This window comes from Streptomyces flaveolus, assembly GCF_000716535.1.
Classification (GTDB): Bacteria; Actinomycetota; Actinomycetes; order Streptomycetales; family Streptomycetaceae; genus Streptomyces; species Streptomyces flaveolus_A.
Genome location: NZ_JNWV01000006.1, coordinates 396,820 through 415,815, shown reverse-complemented (window position 1 = coordinate 415,815; position 18,996 = coordinate 396,820). Strand labels below are relative to the sequence as shown.

General features: G+C 74.4%; 15 protein-coding genes and 1 riboswitch. Of the genes, 11 read left to right on the top strand and 4 right to left on the bottom strand.

The features are described from left to right. Nucleotides 1-10 precede the first annotated feature (10 nt). Nucleotides 11-736, bottom strand: a complete 726-nt coding sequence (locus OO52_RS08475; RefSeq protein ID WP_234329062.1) for a PQQ-binding-like beta-propeller repeat protein — start codon at nt 734-736, stop codon at nt 11-13. Between the two features lie 254 nt (nt 737-990). On the opposite strand from OO52_RS08475, the gene OO52_RS08470 reads away from it, so the two are divergent. Continuing rightward, complete coding sequence (locus OO52_RS08470; RefSeq protein WP_030642603.1) at nt 991-1,407, top strand: VOC family protein; 417 nt, start codon at nt 991-993, stop codon at nt 1,405-1,407. 39 nt (nt 1,408-1,446) lie between these two features. Here the strand turns inward: OO52_RS08470 and OO52_RS08465 are convergent, their stop codons facing one another. The 3 genes from OO52_RS08465 to OO52_RS08455 form a co-directional block, all read right to left on the bottom strand. Then, on the bottom strand, nt 1,447-2,865 hold the full coding sequence (locus tag OO52_RS08465) for a hypothetical protein (protein WP_199819920.1): 1,419 nt from the start codon (nt 2,863-2,865) through the stop codon (nt 1,447-1,449). 216 nt (nt 2,866-3,081) lie between these two features. Further along, nucleotides 3,082-4,209, bottom strand: coding sequence for an alpha/beta hydrolase (locus OO52_RS08460; protein ID WP_030642600.1), 1,128 nt, complete (start codon nt 4,207-4,209; stop codon nt 3,082-3,084). 133 nt (nt 4,210-4,342) lie between these two features. Beyond that, nucleotides 4,343-5,071 (bottom strand): class II aldolase/adducin family protein, encoded by a 729-nt coding sequence (locus OO52_RS08455; RefSeq protein ID WP_030642598.1) that lies wholly within the window; start codon nt 5,069-5,071, stop codon nt 4,343-4,345. A 179-nt stretch (nt 5,072-5,250) separates the two neighbouring features. On the opposite strand from OO52_RS08455, the gene OO52_RS08450 reads away from it, so the two are divergent. The 10 genes from OO52_RS08450 to cobI all read left to right on the top strand — a co-directional run bounded on the left by OO52_RS08450 (nt 5,251) and on the right by cobI (nt 18,996). Next, nucleotides 5,251-6,087 (top strand): lysozyme, encoded by an 837-nt coding sequence (locus OO52_RS08450; RefSeq protein WP_030642595.1) that lies wholly within the window; start codon nt 5,251-5,253, stop codon nt 6,085-6,087. Between the two features lie 143 nt (nt 6,088-6,230). Further along, nucleotides 6,231-7,484, top strand: coding sequence for an inorganic phosphate transporter (locus tag OO52_RS08445; protein ID WP_030642593.1), 1,254 nt, complete (start codon nt 6,231-6,233; stop codon nt 7,482-7,484). A 34-nt stretch (nt 7,485-7,518) separates the two neighbouring features. After that, complete coding sequence (locus OO52_RS08440) at nt 7,519-7,746, top strand: hypothetical protein (RefSeq protein WP_014671911.1); 228 nt, start codon at nt 7,519-7,521, stop codon at nt 7,744-7,746. A gap of 155 nt (nt 7,747-7,901) precedes the next feature. After that, a riboswitch (cobalamin riboswitch) is annotated at nt 7,902-8,040 on the top strand. Between the two features lie 105 nt (nt 8,041-8,145). Then, nucleotides 8,146-9,090, top strand: a complete 945-nt coding sequence (locus OO52_RS08435; RefSeq protein ID WP_030642591.1) for a cobalamin biosynthesis protein — start codon at nt 8,146-8,148, stop codon at nt 9,088-9,090. Next, the gene (locus OO52_RS08430) at nt 9,087-10,595 is read left to right on the top strand and encodes a cobyric acid synthase (protein WP_030642589.1); all 1,509 of its coding nucleotides are present in this window, start codon (nt 9,087-9,089) and stop codon (nt 10,593-10,595) included. Before OO52_RS08435 ends, OO52_RS08430 begins: the two co-directional genes overlap by 4 nt. Then, nucleotides 10,592-14,257: a cobaltochelatase subunit CobN gene (gene cobN / locus OO52_RS08425; RefSeq protein WP_030642587.1), complete on the top strand. Its 3,666-nt coding sequence runs from the start codon at nt 10,592-10,594 to the stop codon at nt 14,255-14,257. Before OO52_RS08430 ends, cobN begins: the two co-directional genes overlap by 4 nt. Continuing rightward, on the top strand, nt 14,254-16,260 hold the full coding sequence (locus OO52_RS08420; RefSeq protein ID WP_030642584.1) for a putative cobaltochelatase: 2,007 nt from the start codon (nt 14,254-14,256) through the stop codon (nt 16,258-16,260). Before cobN ends, OO52_RS08420 begins: the two co-directional genes overlap by 4 nt. Then, the gene (cobO, locus tag OO52_RS08415; RefSeq protein ID WP_014671916.1) at nt 16,260-16,859 is read left to right on the top strand and encodes a cob(I)yrinic acid a,c-diamide adenosyltransferase; all 600 of its coding nucleotides are present in this window, start codon (nt 16,260-16,262) and stop codon (nt 16,857-16,859) included. Before OO52_RS08420 ends, cobO begins: the two co-directional genes overlap by 1 nt. Then, a complete protein-coding gene (locus OO52_RS08410) occupies nt 16,859-18,268 on the top strand; it encodes a cobyrinate a,c-diamide synthase (protein WP_030642582.1) in 1,410 nt (469 codons plus the stop codon). The genes cobO and OO52_RS08410 overlap by 1 nt, the downstream gene beginning before the upstream one ends. After that, entirely contained in the window at nt 18,265-18,996 is a 732-nt protein-coding gene (gene cobI, locus OO52_RS08405; protein WP_030642580.1) for a precorrin-2 C(20)-methyltransferase, read from the top strand. Before OO52_RS08410 ends, cobI begins: the two co-directional genes overlap by 4 nt.

Here is an 18,996-nt window from a genome sequence, read left to right as displayed (position 1 = left end):
TTCCCGCCGTCTAATGCGCGAGGAGAATGGCCATGGGGGAAAGTCTAACGGGGCCGTGCAAGCGGTTTTCCGCCTCCAGGCGTGCGAGGTGCGGGCGCGGGAGATCGTTGCCCAGCGGGGTGCGGCCGGGCGCGATCAGGCCCAGGTCGTCCAGGGCCACGAGCTGGCCGGTCCACGCGGCGTCCGCGCAGGGCTGGGCGAGGAGCAGGGCCGCGCCCCGGCGTACGGCGCCCTCGGGGCGGAACGCGCAGCCGTTCCGGGCGGGCAGCACCCAGCGCAGGTCGCCGTCGGCGGTGCGGTACGCGGTGACGCGGCGCGGGGTGACGACGGCGAGGATGCCGCGGCCGAGGGGGCGCAGCACGCCGGTGCCGCCCTGGGCCGGGAGCCACTCGGCCGCGTCGGGCAGGGCCCGGTGCCAGCGCACGGACCGGCCGTCGGTGTCGGTGAGCAGACCGTCGTCCCAGAGCGCGATCACCTCCCCGCGCGCGTGCACCACGTCGACGGGACGGTGCCCCACGCGCGCGTACCGCCACCGGAGCGCACCGGTACGGCTGTCGTGGCCGGCCACGGCACCGTCCCGCACCCGCGCCGCCCAGACCCCGGCGTGCGGCCCGGCGGAGAGGAGCCGGTCGCCGTAGGGAACCGGCCGCATCTGCCGGGCCCCCTCGAGGAGGCCGAGGGTGGCGACGGCCAGGAGGAGGGCGACGGCGAGGCGGCCCACGGGTGGAAGTGCCACCTCACCCCCTTTGGGTACCACCGTCCCGGATCAGCCGCCGAGCGTAGTCACCGGCGGCCGGGGCGGCGGGGTGGCCGGGCGGGCGTGGCGGGGAAGTCCCCCCGTTCGGCGGGGCGGGACCGTCCGCCGGACCGCCTGCCGCGGGACCCGGCCGGCGCCACGGCGCGCTGCGGCCCGTTTCGCCGGGGCGTTGTCAGTGGCGGCTGCGAGACTCGCAGGGCATGGCGGAACCGATGCGCGAAGGAGTGATCGGCATGGCAGGCACGGGTGGCGGCGCACGGCCGAGCATCTGTCCCACGCTGCTGTACACGGACGCCAGGGCGGCGATCCGGCAGCTCACGGAGGCCCTCGGCTTCACCGAGCTGTCGGTGTACGAGACGGAGGACGGCACGGTGATGCACGCCGAGCTGGTCCAGGGCAACGGCGCGGTGATGCTCGGCTCGAAGGGGCGCGGCGGCCTCTTCGACGCGGCGATGCGGGACGCGGGACCCGCCGGGGTGTACGTCGTGGTGGACGACGTGGACGCCCACCACCAGCGGGCCGTGGAGCACGGGGTGGAGATCCTGATGCCCCCGACGGACCAGGACTACGGCTCGCGGGACTACATGGCCAAAGACGCCGAGGGGAACGTCTGGAGCTTCGGGACGTACGCCCCGGAGATCGGCGGCTGAGCCGCTCCCCTGCGCGATCTTCCGCTCGCCCCCTCCCGCTCAGCCCCCGGTGTGCACCTGGAACGCGGCCCGGCGGACGGCCTTGGCCAGCGCCGGGTCGGGGTGGGCGGCGGCGAGCGCGACCAGGACCTGCACGGTGCGCGGGTGGCCGACGGCGCGGACCTCGTCGAGCAGCTGGGGGACGGTGGGCTGCACCGCGGACTCCAGGTGCCGGACCAGCATCGGCGCCTCGCCGTGGTCGGCGACGGCGGCCGCGGTGTCCACCCACAGCCAGGTGGCCTCCTCGCGGGTGAGCACCTCGTGGGCGTCCTCCGGGTCGACGCCGTCGTGCTCGGCCAGCCACAGCAGGGCGTACGGCCGCAGGGCCGACTCCTCCACGACGGACCGTACGTCGGGCTCGGCGGGGGCGCCGACGACGCGCAGCGCCTCGAAGGCCAGGCCGCGCAGCAGGGCGTCGTCGCCGCGGGCGGCGGCGATCAGCTCGGTGACGGCGCTGCCGACGGGGCGGGCGGCGAGCCAGGCGCGGTACTCGGCGCGGGCCGCGTTGGGCCGGAGCTGGGCGCAGCCGCGGAGCATGTCCTCGGCGGACTGCTCGATGTTGCCCGCGGGGCTCTGCGCGGCCACGCAGATCTGCTCCAGCTTGACCCAGACCGCCCAGTTGCCGAGCGGGGTGAGCGTGGCCTGGCCGTCGCCGTAGGTGAGGGCGCCGACGGAGGCCAGGGCCCGCAGCGCCCAGTCGAGCAGGGGCGCGAGCGGGGCGTCCGCGGCAGGGGTGGGGTCCGCCGAGCCCGGGGCTCCGGCGGGCTGTCCGGTGCCGGGCTCGTAGGCGACCTCGCAGCGTTCGGTGCGCAGTTCGGTGACCCGCTGCTGGAGCAGGTCGAGCAACTGCTCGACGGGGACCGGGCCGGCGGAGAGCTGGAGGAAGGAGAGCACCTGGGGCATGGCCGAGACGACCTCGGCGACGGCGGCCGGCTCGTGCCCGTCGGGTTCCGGGCAGGCGAGGGACCAGGCGTCGAAGAGGGCGACCCAACCACGCAGCACGGCGCTGTCGTCGCGGTCCCAGGCGCGCAGTCGCCAGCCGGGGCGCGCGCTGTCGCCGTGCACCTCGACGAGTCCGGCGAGGCGGGCGGTGTCCCAGTCGGCGCGGACCTGATCGGCGCTCAGGCCGAGGTCGGCGGCGGCGCGTTCGGCGGAGGCGTCGGAGAGGGTGGCCTTGCCGTCGGCGGTGGCACCGGCGCGGCCGGGGCCGAGTGCGGCGTCGGCCCAGCGGGCGACGCGGACCGCGCCGGCCAGACCGGCGCGGGCCATTCCGGCCAGTTCGGCCGGGGCGGGGGTGCCCTCCGGCGGCCGGGGTGCGGGGCGGCGTGGGCGCCGCTGGTTCACAGCTCTGGGGGCGGCGGCCAGGGGTCGCGGTCGGACGAGTCGGAGCCTGGAGTCGCGCGGGATACGGGACGTCACGGGTGCAGTCTTCCGGTTGACGGTCCGAAAACCCAAACGGAATGTCACGGCGGGCGACGGGGCTGGCCAACGCACCGCGCGCGGGAAGGGCCGGGACGGCCCGATCACGTCCGTCGCACGGCCATAAACGGAATGTTTCGCGCCGGTGTCGCCGGGCCCGGGCGCCGGGGCGTCACGGCAGCCCGGCAGCCCGGCGGGCCACAGCGGCCCCCGGCGTCACATCAGCGGGGTCAGGAACCGCCGCAGCCGCTCCTCGTACTCCCCGGGGTCCGCGTTCCACATCGCCCCGTGCGGCGCGTGCGCGACGGTGTGCAGGGCGACCAGGTCGGCGCGGCGCCGGGCGAGCCGCCGGGAGAACTCCCAGGAGGCGACGCGGTCGTCCGGGCCGTGGATGATCAGGGTGGGGACCCGGAGCCGGTCGGGGTCGGCGGTCTCGGCGGAACGGTCGGTGTGCAGTCCGGCCCGGCCCTGCGCGGCCCGCACGGCGAGCGGCAGCAGCGGCTGCGGGGTGTGGCGGGCCCTGGCTAGGGCCCGGAGCGTGGCCTCCCAGCTCAGCACCGGCGAGTCCAGGACGAGTCCGGCGATGCGGTCCCGGACCGCGGAGTGCTCGGCGGCGCGCAGGGCCATGGTGGCGCCGGTGGACCAGCCGAGCAGGACGACCTGGCGGGCCCCGTTGCGGACGGCGTGCCGGATCGCCGCCTCGACGTCCCGCCACTCGGTGTCGCCGAGGTGGTTCAGGCCGTCCGGCGGACGCGGGGCGCCGAGGTCGCCGCGGTAGGCGAGGGCGAGGACGGGCAGCCCGCGGCCGTGCAGGAAGCCCATCACGTTCATGACCTGTTCCCGGGTGGCGCCGAGGCCGTGCACGGCGATCACCCAGGTGTCCCGACGGCCGGGCACGAACCAGGCGGGCAGGGCGCCCAGCTCGCCGGGCACGTCGACGTCGGTGTGGTCCAGACCCAGGGCGGCGCCGGGGTTGCCGACGTACAGATTGGGGGTGAGCCATACCGCGTCACCGGGGGCGAAGGTGCCGTGGGTGACGCGTTCCAGACGTCGTACGACCGTGTCGGCGGTGTGCTGGGCCGCCTCCAGGACGGGGCCGACGACCGCGTGGGAGCCGTCGCCGGCGAGGCCGTAGGTGCCGGGGCGCAGCGCTGCCAGGTCGCGGGTGAGCGTGATCTGGCCGGCGGCCGTGCCGTGCACGGTGAGGCGGGGCTCGGTGGGCAGCGGGCGGCCCGCCGGGGCCTTCAGCGCGGCGTCGCTGGCGAGCCGGCCGGCGGCGACGGACGCCATCCCGGCGGCCAGGACCGCGGTGAGTCCGGCGGCGGTGGCTTTGACGGTGCGCACGGGACCAGTGTCGGCGGGGCCGCGGCCACCGGCCAGCGGAAGGGCGGACCGTCGGGGCGCGGGCGGGTGCGGCACCACCGGGTGCGTACGTCGTGGCTGGCCGCCGGTGCGGCGGATCAAGGACAGCAAGGGGTCACCTCCGTTGGCCGTACCCCTTCAAGCGTTCCCCGACCTCGGCCAGTTGTGCCTCCGTCAGCAGGGACGGGGTCAGGCCCGGCACGGAAGACGCCGTCAGCCACAGGCGGCACATCCACTCGAGCTGGGCGGTGCGGTCGTAGGCCTGGTCGAGGGTGGCGCCGTAGGTGATCGTGCCGTGGTTCCGCAGCAGGCAGCCGGAGCGGCCGGCGAGGGCGCGGAGCATGTGCTCGGCGAGTTCGGCGGTGCCGTAGGTGGCGTAGGGGGCGACCCGGACGGGGCCGCCGAGGGCGACGGTCATGTAGTGGACCGGCGGTAGCTCGGACACGAGCGTGGAGACCGCGGTCGCGTGCACGGCGTGGGTGTGGACGACGGCGCGGGCGTCGGTGGTGCGGTAGACGGCGAGGTGCATGGGCAGCTCGCTGGTCGGCACGAGCGTGCCGAGCACCTGGCGTCCGGTGAGGTCGACGCCGGTGATGTCGTCCGGGGTGAGCCGGTCGTAGGGGACCCCGGACGGGGTGACCAGCACGAGGTCCCCGACGCGGGCGGAGACGTTGCCGGAGGTGCCGACCACCAGTCCGTCGGCGACGGTCCGGCGTGCCGTCGCGACCAGTTCCGCCCAGAGCCGCGCCTCGTCCTGGCGTACGTCCCGCCGCACGTCCCGTCGCCCGCTGTCCTGCCGGCCGCCCTGGTGTCCGTCGTCCGTGTTCCGCAGCGCTTCAGCCATGCCGTGATCCTGCCAGCCGGACCGGCCGGGAGCGGTCGGGCCGGTCGTCCCCGCGCGGAAACGATACGGCCGAACGGGCGGATCTACCGCCGAAACGCCATAAATCGGCACAGATGCGATGAACAACGGGCCTTCAATGATCCCTCTTGCCGACTGGACGTCCACCCCGGGGGAGACGCATGGCCCGTGAACGCACCCTTGTCCGCCGCCGCGCCGGTGTCCTCGCGGCGGCCGCGGCGGCCCTCGCCCTCGCGACCGCCACGACCGCGTCCGCCGGACCGCTGAGGCCGACCGGGGGGTCGGAGACGACCGGGGCGCCGACCCCGGGCGTGCTGTCGGTGCTGTCGGAGCTGCCCGGGCTGTCGCTCCTGGCCGGCACCCGGCCCCGCGGCCACGACGTGTCGTCCCACCAGAGGCGGGTCGACTGGGCGGCCGCCCGGGCGAAGGGCGCGCGGTTCGTCTACGTCAAGGCGACCGAGTCCACGAACTACCGCAATCCCTACTTCTCCGGGCAGTACTCCGGCGCCCGCGAGGCCGGCCTGATCCGGGGCGCCTACCACTTCGCCCGGCCGGACCGGTCCTCAGGCGCCAAGCAGGCCGCGTACTTCGTGCGGCACGGCGGCGACTGGCGGGCGGACGGCTGGACGCTGCCGCCCGCGCTGGACATCGAGTACAACCCGTACGACCCGAAGCACAAGTGCTACGGACTGGGCAAGGCCCGGATGGTCCGCTGGATCCGGTCGTTCAGCGACGAGATCAAGGAGGAGACCGGCCGCCGTCCGGTGATCTACACCACAACCCAGTGGTGGAAGCTGTGCACCGGGAACAGCCGCGCCTTCTCCTCCTCGCACGCCCTGTGGATCGCCCGCCACGGCACCTCGCGGCCGGGCGCGCTGCCGGGAGGCTGGCGGTACTGGACGTTCTGGCAGCACGCCGTCAAGGGCAGGCTGCCGGGTGACCAGAATCTCTTCAACGGCTCCCTGAACCGGCTGCGGATCTTCGCCCGCGGCCGGTAGCCAAGCCAGGCTTGGGCCGACGACACGAAGCGGAACCTCGCACGCGCGTTAAGGACACCCTCACGCCCGCCTCAGTTCATCTTCCGTTCACCCAGGTTGCCTACGTTCGTCCAGCCAATGACCTCGAACGATTGCCTGGGTAAATGGAAAGCTTCTCGCTGATCCTCGCGATTGTGGTGGTAACCGCTCTCGCGTTCGATTTCACGAACGGTTTCCACGACACCGCGAACGCGATGGCCACCACCATCTCCACAGGCGCCCTGAAGCCGAAGATCGCGGTTGCCATGTCCGCCGTCCTCAACCTTGTGGGCGCCTTCCTCTCCGTGGAGGTCGCGAACACGATCTCCAAGGGTCTCGTCGACGAGACCGGCATCCGTCCCGAGGTCATCTTCGCCGCCCTGGTCGGCGCGATCCTCTGGAATCTGCTGACCTGGCTGGTGGGCCTGCCCTCCAGCTCCTCGCACGCCCTGATGGGCGGCCTGGTCGGCGCCACCGTCGCCTCCGCCGGCTTCGGCGCCGTCCACGGTGACGTCCTGGTCACCAAGGTGCTGCTCCCGGCCGTCGCCGCGCCGATCGTCGCGGGCCTCGCCTCGCTGCTGGCCACCCGGTTCTCCTACGGCGTCGGCGGCACCGCCGACGGCGAGGCCACCCGCAAGGGCTACCGCGCCGGCCAGATCGCCTCCGCCGGCCTGGTCTCCCTCGCGCACGGCACCAACGACGCGCAGAAGACGATGGGCATCATCACCCTCGCCCTCGTCGCGGGCGGCTCCATCGCCCCCGGCTCCAACCCTCCCACCTGGGTGATCCTCTCCGCCGGCCTGGCCATCGCGCTCGGCACCTACATCGGCGGCTGGCGCATCATCCGCACCATGGGCAAGGGCCTGACCGACCTGGAGCCGCGCCAGGGCTTCGCCGCCCAGACCAGCGCCGCGACCGCCATCCTCGCCTCCTCCCACCTCGGCTTCTCCCTCTCCACCACGCACGTCGTCTCCGGCTCGGTGATGGGCGCGGGTCTCGGCCGCAAGGGCGGTGTGGTCCGCTGGTCCACCGCGACCCGCATGTTCGTCGCGTGGGCGCTGACCCTCCCGGCCGCCGCCCTGGTCGGCGCGGGCGCCGAGTCCGTCACCGGCCTCGGTGACTGGGGCACCGCCGTCGTCGCCGTCTTCCTGGTCGCCGCGAGCGCCGCGATCTGGAAGATCTCCCGCCGCGAGGTCGTCGACCACACCAACGTGGTCGAGGAGACCGGCGAGCCGGCCGGTGTGGTCACCACCGCCATCGCCGCCGTGACCCCGCCCCCGGCGGGCATCGTCAGCGAGGACCTGACGGCCACCATCCCCGCCCCGGCCACCGAGCCCTCCCCCGCAGCCCCGGCCGCCCCGCCGGCCGCCGCGGTCTGACCCCGAGCACACGGTTACTGAAGGAAGCATCCCCATGAAGATCGACTGGGCGGCCCTCGGCTCCGTCTTCGGCGTCAGCCTCGCTTTCACGGTGGGCCTGGTGGTCCTGTTCACCCTCGGCATCAACGGCCTGTCCCGCCGTGAGAAGGCGGCGGCCCAGGGCGGGTCCGCGGCGCTCGCGGTCACCGGCGCGTACGTGTGCTTCGCGGCCTGTGCGGCGGCGGTGGCGTACGGGATCTACCTGATCGTCGTCAAGCCCTGACGGTCCGACACCCGGCATCGGCCCCGCCGGGCCCCCGCTCCAGGGGGCCCGGCGGGGCCGACGCATGTCGCGAACCGGCCCTGCTCGCCGTCCGGCAGGCCGGCGGTGTGGGCCTCAGCACAGTCCGGCGTCCCAGGTCAAAGGCAAGTTGACGGCCGTTCCGGGCACGTGGTGGACTGCCCAGGCCATGTACGGCGGCAAGAGAGGAAGCCGGTGCGAATCCGGCGCGGTCCCGCCACTGTCACCGGGGAAGAACCCCCGGGAGCCAGGAACTCTCACCGCCGATTTCACGTCGAACCAGGGCGCGGACACCCTGAGTGAGGACACATATCGCCATGCTCGGCTGCCGATCGAGGACCCGTACCAGGACCGTTCCTGTTCCCACGGCCGGCTGAGCCGATGGGTGCCGATCGCACATACGCGTACGGTGCCGCCGCCGGCGTCCTCGGTGACCTGCTCCTCGGCGATCCGCGCCGCGGGCATCCGGTCGCCGTGTTCGGCCGGGCGGCCGGGGCCGTGGAGCGCGCCCTGTGGCACGACCACCGTGGCTGGGGCGCCCTGCACACCGCCGTGTGCGCCGGCGGCGCCGTCGCCCTCGGCGCGCTGACCGCACGCGCCCTACGCCCCTCCCGCACCGCTTCCGCCGCGCTGGCCGCCGCCGCCACCTGGGCCGTCGTCGGCGGCACCTCGCTCGCCCGGGAGGCCCGCACCATCGGGCGTGCCCTTCAGGCCGGGGACGTCGAGGCCGCCCGGGCCCGGCTGCCGCACCTGTGCGGCCGGGACCCGCAGGCGCTGGACGCCGACGGGATCGCCCGGGCCGTGGTCGAGTCGGTCGCCGAGAACACCTCCGACGCCGTGGTCGGCGCGCTCGTCTGGGGCGCCGTGGCCGGCGTCCCGGGGCTGCTCGGGTTCCGGGCGGTCAACACCCTGGACGCGATGGTGGGTCACAAGTCGCCCCGCCACCGGCGCTACGGCTGGGCCTCCGCCCGCCTGGACGACGTCGCCGGCTGGCCGGGCGCCCGGCTGACCGCCGTGCTCGCCGCCGTGGCCGGACCCGATCCGCGTGGCGCCCTGCGCGCCTGGAGGGCGGACGCGCGCAGGCACCCGAGCCCCAACGCCGGGCCCGTGGAGGCCTCCTTCGCGGGCGCTCTCGGCGTGCGCCTGGGCGGGACGCTCTCCTACGGCGGCCGGGTCGAACACCGCCCGGTGCTGAACGGCGCCACCGGACGGCCGGTCCGCGTCACCGACATCGACCGGGCCGTACGGCTCTCCCGCCGCGTCGGTCTCCTCGCGCTCGGCACCACGCTCGCCGCGCGCGCCCTCCTGAAAGGACGTGGGAAGTGAACGGTGGTCTCCTCGTCGCCGGCACCACCTCCGACGCGGGCAAGAGCGTCGTGACGGCCGGCATCTGCCGCTGGCTGGTCCGCCAGGGCGTGAAGGTCGCGCCGTTCAAGGCGCAGAACATGTCCCTGAACTCGTTCGTCACGCGCGAGGGCGCGGAGATCGGCCGGGCGCAGGCCATGCAGGCCCAGGCGTGCCGCGTCGAGCCGACCGCGCTGATGAACCCGGTGCTGCTCAAGCCCGGTGGCGAGCAGAGCAGCCAGGTGGTGCTGCTGGGCAAGCCGGTGGGCGAGTTGAGCGCGCGCGGGTACCACGGCGGGCGCCAACAGCGCCTGCTGGGCACGGTGCTGGACTGCCTGGCACAGTTGCGGGGCACGTATGACGCGGTGATCTGTGAGGGGGCGGGGAGCCCGGCCGAGATCAACCTGCGACGGACCGACATCGTCAACATGGGGATCGCGCGGAACGCGCGGCTGCCCGTGCTCGTCGTCGGCGACATCGACCGCGGGGGCGTGTTCGCCTCCTTCTTCGGCACCGTCGCCCTGCTCTCGCCGGAGGACCAGGAGCTGGTCGCCGGGTTCCTGGTGAACAAGTTCCGGGGCGATGTCGGGCTGCTGGAGCCGGGGTTGGACATGCTCCGTGACCTCACCGGGCGGCGGACGTACGGCGTGCTGCCCTTCCGGCACGGCCTCGGCATCGACGAGGAGGACGGACTGAGGGTGTCCCTGCGGGGCACGGTCCGCGAGTCCGCCGTGACGCCCCCGGTCGGCGAGGACGTGCTGCGGGTCGCCGTGTGCGCGATCCCGCTGATGTCCAACTTCACCGACGTGGACGCACTGGCCGCCGAGCCAGGTGTGGTCGTGCGGTTCGTGGACCGCCCGGAGGAGCTCGCGGACGCCGATCTCGTCGTCGTCCCGGGCACGCGCGGGACCGTACGGGCGCTGGAGTGGCTGCGGGAACGGGGGCTGGCGGACGCGCTCGTGCGCCGGGCCGCCGAGGGACGCCCCGTCCTCGGTGTCTGCGGCGGCTTCCAGATCCTCGGCGAGCACATCGAGGACGACGTCGAGAGCCGGCGCGGTCATGTCGACGGGCTCGGCATCCTGCCCGTCCGGGTGCGGTTCGCCCGCGAGAAGACCCTCACCCGGCCCAGCGGCGAAGCCCTCGGCGAGCGGGTCGACGGCTACGAGATCCACCACGGTGTGGCCACCGTCGACGGGGGCGAGGCCTTCCTCGACGGCTGCCGGGTCGGCCAGACCTGGGGCACCCACTGGCACGGTTCGCTGGAGTCGGACGGCTTCCGGCGGGCCTTCCTGCGCGAGGTGGCCGCCGCCGCGGGCCGCCGCTTCGTGCCCGCGCCGGACACCTCCTTCGCCGCGCTGCGCGAGGAGCAGCTCGACCGGCTCGGCGACCTGATCGAACAGCACGCGGACACGGACGCGCTGTGGCGGCTCATCGAGTCGGGCGCGCCGCAAGGACTGCCTTTCATTCCACCGGGAGCGCCCGCATGAGCACAGTGTTGTTGTTGTCGACCGCCGACACGGACCTGCTGGCCGCCCGGGCGTCCGGCGCCGGCTACCGCATCGGCAACCCCACGCGCGTCGACGTCGCCGGGGAGCTGCCGGGCCTGATCGAGGGCGCGGACCTCGCCGTCGTACGGCTGCTGGGCGGCAAGCGGGCCTGGGAGGACGGGCTGGCCGCGCTGAAGGCGGCCGGCGTGCCGACCGTGCTGCTGGGCGGCGAGGCCGTGCCGGACGCCGAGCTGATGGCGGAGTCGTCGGTGCCGGCCGGCGTGGTCGCGGAGGCGCTGAAGTACCTGGTCGAGGGCGGCCCCGCGAACCTGCTGGAGCTGTCCCGGTTCCTGTCGGACACCGTGCTGCTGACCGGTGAGGGCTTCGAGGAGCCGCGCCGGATGCCCGAGTTCGGCGTGCACGGCGCGTACGAGGTCCGGGAGGGCCGCCCGACCGTGGGCGTGCTCTTCTACCGGGCGCACGAACTGAGCGGCAACACCGCCTTCGTGGACACCCTGTGCGAGGCGATCGAGGCGCGAGGCGGCAACGCCCTGCCGGTGTACTGCGGTTCGCTGCGCGGCGCGGACCCCGCGCTGTACGAGCTGCTGGGGCGGGCCGACGCGCTCGTGGCCACCGTGCTCGCGGCCGGCGGGACGCACGCCTCCCAGGCGTCGGCGGGCGGCGACGAGGAGTCCTGGGACGTCGGCGCGCTCGCCGAGCTGAACGTCCCCGTGCTGCAGGGGCTCTGCCTCACCTCCTCGCGGGCCGCGTGGGAGGAGTCCGACGCGGCCCTGTCCCCCATGGACGCGGCGATGCAGGTCGCGATCCCCGAGTTCGACGGCCGGCTCGTCACCGTGCCGTTCTCCTTCAAGGAGCAGGGCCCCGACGAGGTGCCGGTGTACGTCGCCGACCCCGAGCGGGCCGCCCGCGTGGCCGGGATCGCCCTCAGGCACGCCCGGCTGAAGCACAAGCCGAACGCGGAGAAGAAGATCGCGCTGGTCTTCACGGCGTACCCGACCAAGCACTCACGGGTCGGCAACGCGGTCGGACTGGACACGCCCGCGTCGGCGGTCCGGGTGCTGGACGCGCTGCGGGACGCCGGGTACGGGGTCACCGGGTACCCCTCGGGCGGCGACGAGCTGATCCACCGGCTGATCGAGGCCGGCGGTCACGACGTGGAGTGGCTGACCGAGGAGCAGTTGGCGGCGGCGCCCGCGCGGGTGCCGCTGGCGGACTACCGGGCCTGGTTCGAGAAGCTGGACCCCGGGCTGCGGGACGCGATGACCGAGGCGTGGGGCGAGCCGCCGGGCTCCCTCTACGTGGACGGCGACGACATCGTCCTCGCCTCGCTGCGGTTCGGGAACGTGGTGGTGATGATCCAGCCGCCGCGTGGCTTCGGCGAGAACCCGATCGCGATCTACCACGACCCGGACATGCCGCCGTCGCACCACTACATGGCGGCGTACCGGTGGCTGGAGGCCGCTGCGTCGGAGGGGGGGTTCGGCGCCGACGCGATCGTGCACATGGGCAAGCACGGCACGATGGAGTGGCTGCCGGGCAAGGGCCTGGGCCTGAGCGCCGGCTGCGCGCCGGACGCGGTCCTCGGCGACCTGCCGCTGATCTACCCGTTCATCGTCAACGACCCCGGCGAGGGCACCCAGGCCAAGCGGCGCGGGCACGCCACGGTGGTCGACCACCTGGTGCCGCCGATGGCCCGCGCGGACACCTACGGCGACCTGGCCAAGCTGGAGCAGCTGCTGGACGAGTACGCGCTCGTCTCCGACCTGGACCCGGCGAAGGCGCCGGCCGTCCGCGCCCAGATCTGGACGCTGGTCAAGGCGGCGGAGCTGCACCACGACCTGCACGTGGACGAGCAGCCGGACGACGAGGCCTTCGACGAGTTCGTCATGCACATCGACGGCTATCTGTGCGAGATCAAGGACGTGCAGATCCGCGACGGCCTGCACATCCTCGGCGGCGGCCCGGTCGGCGAACCGCGCGTGAACCTCGTGCTGGCCGTGCTGCGGGCCTCCCAGGTGTGGGGCGGCCAGGCGAACGCGCTGCCCGGTCTGCGGGCCGCGCTGGCGGCTCATTTCGGCCTGGTGGAGAGGGAGCTGCTGGCGGAGCCGGGCGCCCCGGTGAAGGTGCCGGCGGAGCTGACGGAGCTGGTCGACGGGCCGTCCCGGACCGCCGCCGACACCATCGACCTGCTGGAGCAGTTGTGCCGGCGGATCGCGGAGGGGATGGAGGCGCGGGCGTGGGACCGTACGGTCGTCCCCGCCGTCCTGCGGGGCGTGCTCGGCGCCGAACTCCCCGACGCGGTCGCCGTGCTGGAGTTCGCCTGTGCCGAGGTCGTCCCCCGGCTGGCGCGGACCACCGACGAGATCGGGCACATCCTGCGGGCCCTGGACGGCGGTTACGTCCCGGCGGGCCCGTCGGGCTCCCCGACCCGTGGCCTGGTCAACGTGCTGCCGACGGGCCGCAACTTCTACTCGGTCGACCCCAAGGCGATCCCGTCCCGGCTGAGCTGGGAGGTGGGCCAGTCGCTGGCGGACTCGCTGGTGCAGCGGTACCTCCAGGACACCGGCGCGTACCCGAAGTCGGTGGGTCTCACGGTGTGGGGCACGTCCGCGATGCGCACCCAGGGCGACGACATCGCCGAGATCCTGGCACTGCTGGGCTGCCGGCCGGTGTGGGACGACGCCTCGCGCCGGGTGACCGGCTTCGAGGTGATCCCGCTCGCGGAGCTGGGACGCCCGCGCATCGACGTCACCGTCCGCATCTCCGGTTTCTTCCGGGACGCGTTCCCGCACGTGGTCGGGCTGATCGACGACGCCGTACGGGCGGTGGCGGAGCTGGCGGAGCCCGCCGAGTCCAACTACGTCCGGGCGCACGTGGAGGAGGACGCGGCCGAGCACGGCGACCGGCGCCGGGCCACGGCCCGCGTCTTCGGCTCGAAGCCGGGGGCGTACGGCGCCGGTCTGCTGCCGCTGATCGACGCGCGGAACTGGCGCAGCGACGCCGACCTGGCCGAGGTGTACGCCGTCTGGGGCGGCTACGCGTACGGGCGCGGGCTCGACGGGCGGGCGGCGCGCGGGGACATGGAGACGGCGTTCCGGCGGATCGCGGTGGCGGCGAAGAACGTCGACACCCGTGAGCACGACCTGGTCGACGCGGACGACTACTTCCAGTACCACGGCGGCATGGTCGCCATGGTCCGGCACCTGACGGGCGCCAACCCCGAGGCGTACGTGGGTGATTCGGCCGTCCCCGACCAGGTGAGGACCCGGACGCTGGGCGAGGAGACGCACCGTGTGTTCCGGGCGCGGGTGGTCAACCCGCGCTGGATGGCGGCCATGCGCCGGCACGGCTACAAGGGCGCCTTCGAGATGGCGGCGACCGTGGACTACCTCTTCGGCTACGACGCGACGGCGGGCGTGGTCGACGACTGGATGTACGAGAAGCTCAGCGCCGAGTACGTCTTCGACCCGGAGAACCGGGACTTCATGAAGAAGTCCAACCCGTGGGCGCTGCGCGGGATCACCGAGCGGCTGCTGGAGGCGGCGGACCGCGGCCTGTGGGCGGAGCCGGACGCGGACACGCTGGAGCGGCTGCGCGCCACCTACCTGGAGCTGGAAGGCGACTTGGAGGGCGACCAGTGACCACCCCGTTCCCCTTTACGGCCGTCGTCGGCCAGGACGATCTGCGGCTCGCGCTGCTGCTGAACGCCGTGTCGCCGGCGGTCGGCGGTGTGCTGGTGCGCGGCGAGAAGGGCACCGCGAAGTCCACGGCGGTACGGGCGCTGTCGGCGCTGCTGCCGGAGGTGGCCGTGGTGCCCGGGTGCCGGTTCTCGTGCGATCCGGCCTCCCCCGACCCGGGCTGCCCGGACGGGCCGCACGAGGCCGGCGACGGCGTCGAGCGCCCCGCGCGGATGGTCGAGCTGCCCGTCGGCGCCTCCGAGGACCGGCTCGTCGGCGCGCTGGACATCGAGCGGGCGCTGGCCGAGGGCGTGAAGGCCTTCGAACCGGGTCTGCTGGCCGACGCGCACCGGGGCATCCTCTACGTCGACGAGGTGAACCTGCTGCACGACCACCTGGTCGACCTGCTGCTGGACGCGGCGGCGATGGGTGCCTCGTACGTGGAGCGGGAGGGTGTGTCCGTGCGGCACGCGGCCCGGTTCCTGCTCGTCGGGACGATGAACCCCGAAGAGGGCGAGCTGCGCCCGCAGTTGCTGGACCGGTTCGGGCTGACCGTGGAGGTGGCCGCCTCGCGGGAGCCGGAGCAGCGGGTGGAGGTCGTCCGGCGCCGGCTGGCGTACGACGACGATCCGGCCGCCTTCACCGCGCGCTGGGCCGGCGAGGAGGCCGCCGTACGGCAGCGGATCGTGGCGGCGCGGGAGTTGTTGCCGCGGGTGCGCCTCGGCGACGGGGCGCTGCGGCAGATCGCGGCGACCTGTGCGGCCTTCGAGGTGGACGGCATGCGCGCCGACATCGTGATGGCCCGTACGGCGACCGCGCTGGCCGCGTGGGCCGGGCGGACCGATGTGCTCGCCGAGGACGTGCGGCAGGCCGCGCTGCTGGCGCTCCCCCACCGCAGGCGGCGGAACCCGTTCGACGCGCCGGGTCTGGACGAGGACAAGCTGGACGAGACGCTGGAGCAGTTCTCCGGGGACGGGGCGGACGACGGGGACGGCGACGACGACCCCGACGGTCCGGGCGGGGGCGGCGGGCAGCCGGCGCCCGACAGCGGTCCGCAGGACGACGGCGGCGGCGCCGCGCGGCCCGAGGCCGGTGAGGGCGGGCAGCCGCAGGCGTCCGGCGGGCAGGAGCAGTCGGCCGTACGGGCCGCCGAACCCTTCCGTGCCAAGGCACTGACCGTGCCCGGCGTCGGCGAGGGTGCCGCCGGGCGGCGGTCGCGGGCGCGGACGGAGCACGGGCGGACCACCGGGGCCCGGCGGCCCCGGGGCACGCTGACCAAGCTGCATCTGGCGGCGACCGTACAAGCCGCGGCGCCGCATCAGCGGGCGCGGGGACGGTCCGGGCCGGGGCTGGTCGTCCGGCGGGACGATCTGCGGCAGGCGGTCCGTGAGGGCCGTGAGGGCAACCTCGTGCTGTTCGTGGTGGACGCCTCGGGGTCGATGGCGGCGCGGCAGCGGATGAGTGCCGTGAAGGGGGCCGTGCTGTCGCTGCTGCTGGACGCCTACCAGCGGCGGGACAAGGTGGGGCTCGTGACCTTCCGGGGGGCGGCGGCCGAGGTCGCGCTGCCGCCGACGTCCTCCGTCGACGCCGCCGCCGCGCGGCTGGAGTCGCTGCCGACCGGGGGGCGCACGCCGCTCGCCGCCGGGCTGCTGAAGGCGCACGAGGTGCTGCGGGTGGAGCGGCTGCGGGACCCGGCGCGCCGGGCGCTGGTGGTCGTGGTGACCGACGGCCGGGCCACCGGCGGCCCCGAGCCGGTGGCGCTGGCCGGGCGGGCCGCGCGGCTGTTCGCGGCCGAGCAGGTCGCCTCGGTGGTCGTGGACTGCGAGTCGGGGCCGGTACGGCTCGGGCTCGCCGGACAGCTCGCCGGTGAGCTGGGCGGTACGGCCGTCACGCTGGACGAGCTGCGGGCCGACTCGATCGCCGGGCTGGTCAGGGATGTGCAGGGGACGTCGAGGAGGGCCGCGTAATGCCGCAGGGACAGCCGAGTGTCGTACCGGACGACGGGCTGACGACCCGTCAACGCCGCAACCGTCCGCTGGTCGTCGTGCACACGGGCGTCGGCAAGGGCAAGTCCACCGCCGCGTTCGGGCTCGCGCTGCGCGCCTGGAACCAGGGGTGGCCCATCGGGGTGTTCCAGTTCGTCAAGTCGGCGAAGTGGAAGGTCGGCGAGGAGAACGCGCTCCGGGTGCTCGGCGCCTCCGGCGAGGGCGGCACCGTCGACTGGCACAAGATGGGCGAGGGCTGGTCGTGGGTCCAGCGCGACGCGCAGATGGACAACGAGGAGAAGGCCCGCGAGGGCTGGGAGCAGGTCAAGCGGGACCTGGCCGCCGAGACGTACCGGCTGTACGTGCTCGACGAGTTCGCGTACCCGATGCACTGGGGCTGGGTCGACACCGACGAGGTCATCGACGTGCTGCGCGGCCGTCCCGGCACCCAGCACGTGGTGATCACCGGGCGGAACGCGCCGGAGAAGCTGGTGGACTTCGCCGACCTCGTCACCGACATGTCCAAGGTCAAGCACCCCATGGACGTGGGACAGAAGGGCCAGAAGGGCATCGAGTGGTGATGTCGTCGGTGCCCCGGCTGGTCGTCGCCGCGCCCTCCTCGGGCAGCGGCAAGACCACCGTCGCCACGGGGCTGATGGCCGCGTTCGCCGCGCGGGGGCTCGCCGTGTCCCCGCACAAGGTCGGGCCGGACTACATCGACCCCGGGTACCACGCCCTCGCGACCGGGCGGGTGGGGCGCAACCTCGACGCGTACCTGTGCGGGCCGGAGCTGGTCGCTCCGCTGTTCCTGCACGGGGCGCGGGGGTGTGACCTGGCCGTGGTCGAGGGTGTGATGGGGCTGTACGACGGGGCCGCCGGCGAGGGTGAGCTGGCGTCCACCGCCCAGGTCGCCAAGCTGCTGCGGGCGCCGGTGGTGCTCGTCGTGGACGCCTCGTCGCAGTCGCGGTCGGTGGCGGCGCTGGTGCACGGGTTCGCCGCCTGGGACCCGGAGGTGCGGGTCGGGGGCGTGATCCTGAACAAGGTCGCCTCGGACCGGCACGAGTCGCTCCTGCGGGAGGCTCTGGACTCGTCGGGTGTGCCGGTCCTGGGTGTCTTGCGGCGGGTCGCTCAGGTGGATACGCCCTCTCGGCACCTCGGGTTGGTGCCGGTCGCCGAGCGGCAGGCTGCGGCGGTGGACGCCGTCCAGGCCATGGCCGCGCAGGTGGCTCAGGGGTGTGACCTGGCCGCGCTGGAGGGGCTCGCCCGGAGTGCCGGTGCCCTCCCAGAGGGTTCCGCCCCCTGGACGCCCGAGTTGCCCGCCCACGACCAACCGTCTCGGTCGGCCGAGAAGTACCCTCAGGACCCGACTCGGTCCGCCGGGAAGCGGACCCCTGTCGTCGCCGTCGCCGGCGGGCCTGCCTTCACCTTCTCCTACGCCGAGCACACCGAGCTGCTCGCCGCCGCCGGAGCCGAGGTCGTCACCTTCGACCCCCTGCGGGACGAGCGACTCCCCGACGGGACGGCCGGGTTGGTCATCGGCGGTGGTTTCCCCGAGGTGTACGCCGCCGAGCTGTCCGCCAACGAGTCGTTGCGCGGGGCCGTGGCCGAACTGGCCCGTTCGGGCGCTCCCGTGGCCGCCGAATGCGCCGGACTGCTCTACCTGTGCCGCGCGCTGGACGGGCAGCCCATGTGCGGGGTGCTCGACGCCACCGCGCGGATGACCGATCGGCTGACCCTCGGCTACCGGGACGCCGTGGCCGTCGGCGACAGTGTGCTGGCGGCGGCCGGGACGCGGATGCGGGGCCACGAGTTCCACCGCACGGTCGTCGAGCCGGACGCCGGTGCCGCTCCCGCCTGGGGCGTACGGGCCCCGGTCCGGCGGGTCGAAGGTTTCGTGCAGCAGGGCGTGCACGCGAGTTATCTGCACACGCACTGGGCGTCCCGGCCCGGTGTCGCCCATCGGTTCGTGGAGAGGTGCCGGACGTCATGAGCAGCAGGCTGGTCGGGGTCGGGGTCGGTCCCGGTGATCCGGAGCTGGTGACCGTGAAGGGGGTCAACGCGCTGCGGGCCGCCGATGTCGTCGTCGTACCGGTCATGGACACCGGGGAGCCGGGGCGGGCCGAGGCGACGGTGCTGCACTACGTGCCCGCCGAAAAGGTCGTCCGGGTGGTGTTCGCGCTGAACGAGCGGACCGACCGGGCGCGGCGCGAGGCAGCCTGGGACGCGGCCGGGCAGCGGGTCGCCGAGCTGCTCGCGGCGCACGGCTCGGTCGCGTTCGCCACCATCGGCGACCCCAACGTGTACTCGACCTTCACCTATCTCGCGCAGACCATCGCGGAGCTGGTGCCGGGTGTCTCCGTGGAGACCGTGCCCGGGATCACCGCCATGCAGGATCTCGCGGCGCGGTCCGGGGCCGTGCTGACCGAGGGCACCGAGCCACTGACCCTCGTGCCCGTGACGGCCGGGTCGGCGGTGCTGAAGGAGGCGCTGGCCGGGCCGGGGACGGTCGTGGCGTACAAGTTCGGGCGGCAGGCCGCCGAGGTCGCCGAGGCGCTGCGGGAGACCGGGCGGCTCGGGGACGCGGTGTGGGGCTCGGCGCTGGGACTGCCGGAGGAGTCGGTGCGGTCGGCCGCCGAACTGGACGGGACGCCGTTGCCGTACCTGTCGACGCTGATCGCGCCGCCGCGCCGGGACGGCGGCCGGGGCGGAAAGCTGTGA

Coding starts and splice junctions, on each gene's coding strand:
- OO52_RS08470 (WP_030642603.1), top strand. CDS start 991: ATGGCAGGCACGGGTGGCGGCGCACGGCCGAGCATCTGTCCCACGCTG.
- OO52_RS08455 (WP_030642598.1), bottom strand. CDS start 5,071: ATGGCTGAAGCGCTGCGGAACACGGACGACGGACACCAGGGCGGCCGG.
- OO52_RS08450 (WP_030642595.1), top strand. CDS start 5,251: ATGGCCCGTGAACGCACCCTTGTCCGCCGCCGCGCCGGTGTCCTCGCG.
- OO52_RS08445 (WP_030642593.1), top strand. CDS start 6,231: ATGGAAAGCTTCTCGCTGATCCTCGCGATTGTGGTGGTAACCGCTCTC.
- OO52_RS08440 (WP_014671911.1), top strand. CDS start 7,519: ATGAAGATCGACTGGGCGGCCCTCGGCTCCGTCTTCGGCGTCAGCCTC.
- OO52_RS08435 (WP_030642591.1), top strand. CDS start 8,146: ATGGGTGCCGATCGCACATACGCGTACGGTGCCGCCGCCGGCGTCCTC.
- cobN (WP_030642587.1), top strand. CDS start 10,592: ATGAGCACAGTGTTGTTGTTGTCGACCGCCGACACGGACCTGCTGGCC.
- cobO (WP_014671916.1), top strand. CDS start 16,260: ATGCCGCAGGGACAGCCGAGTGTCGTACCGGACGACGGGCTGACGACC.
- OO52_RS08410 (WP_030642582.1), top strand. CDS start 16,859: ATGTCGTCGGTGCCCCGGCTGGTCGTCGCCGCGCCCTCCTCGGGCAGC.
- cobI (WP_030642580.1), top strand. CDS start 18,265: ATGAGCAGCAGGCTGGTCGGGGTCGGGGTCGGTCCCGGTGATCCGGAG.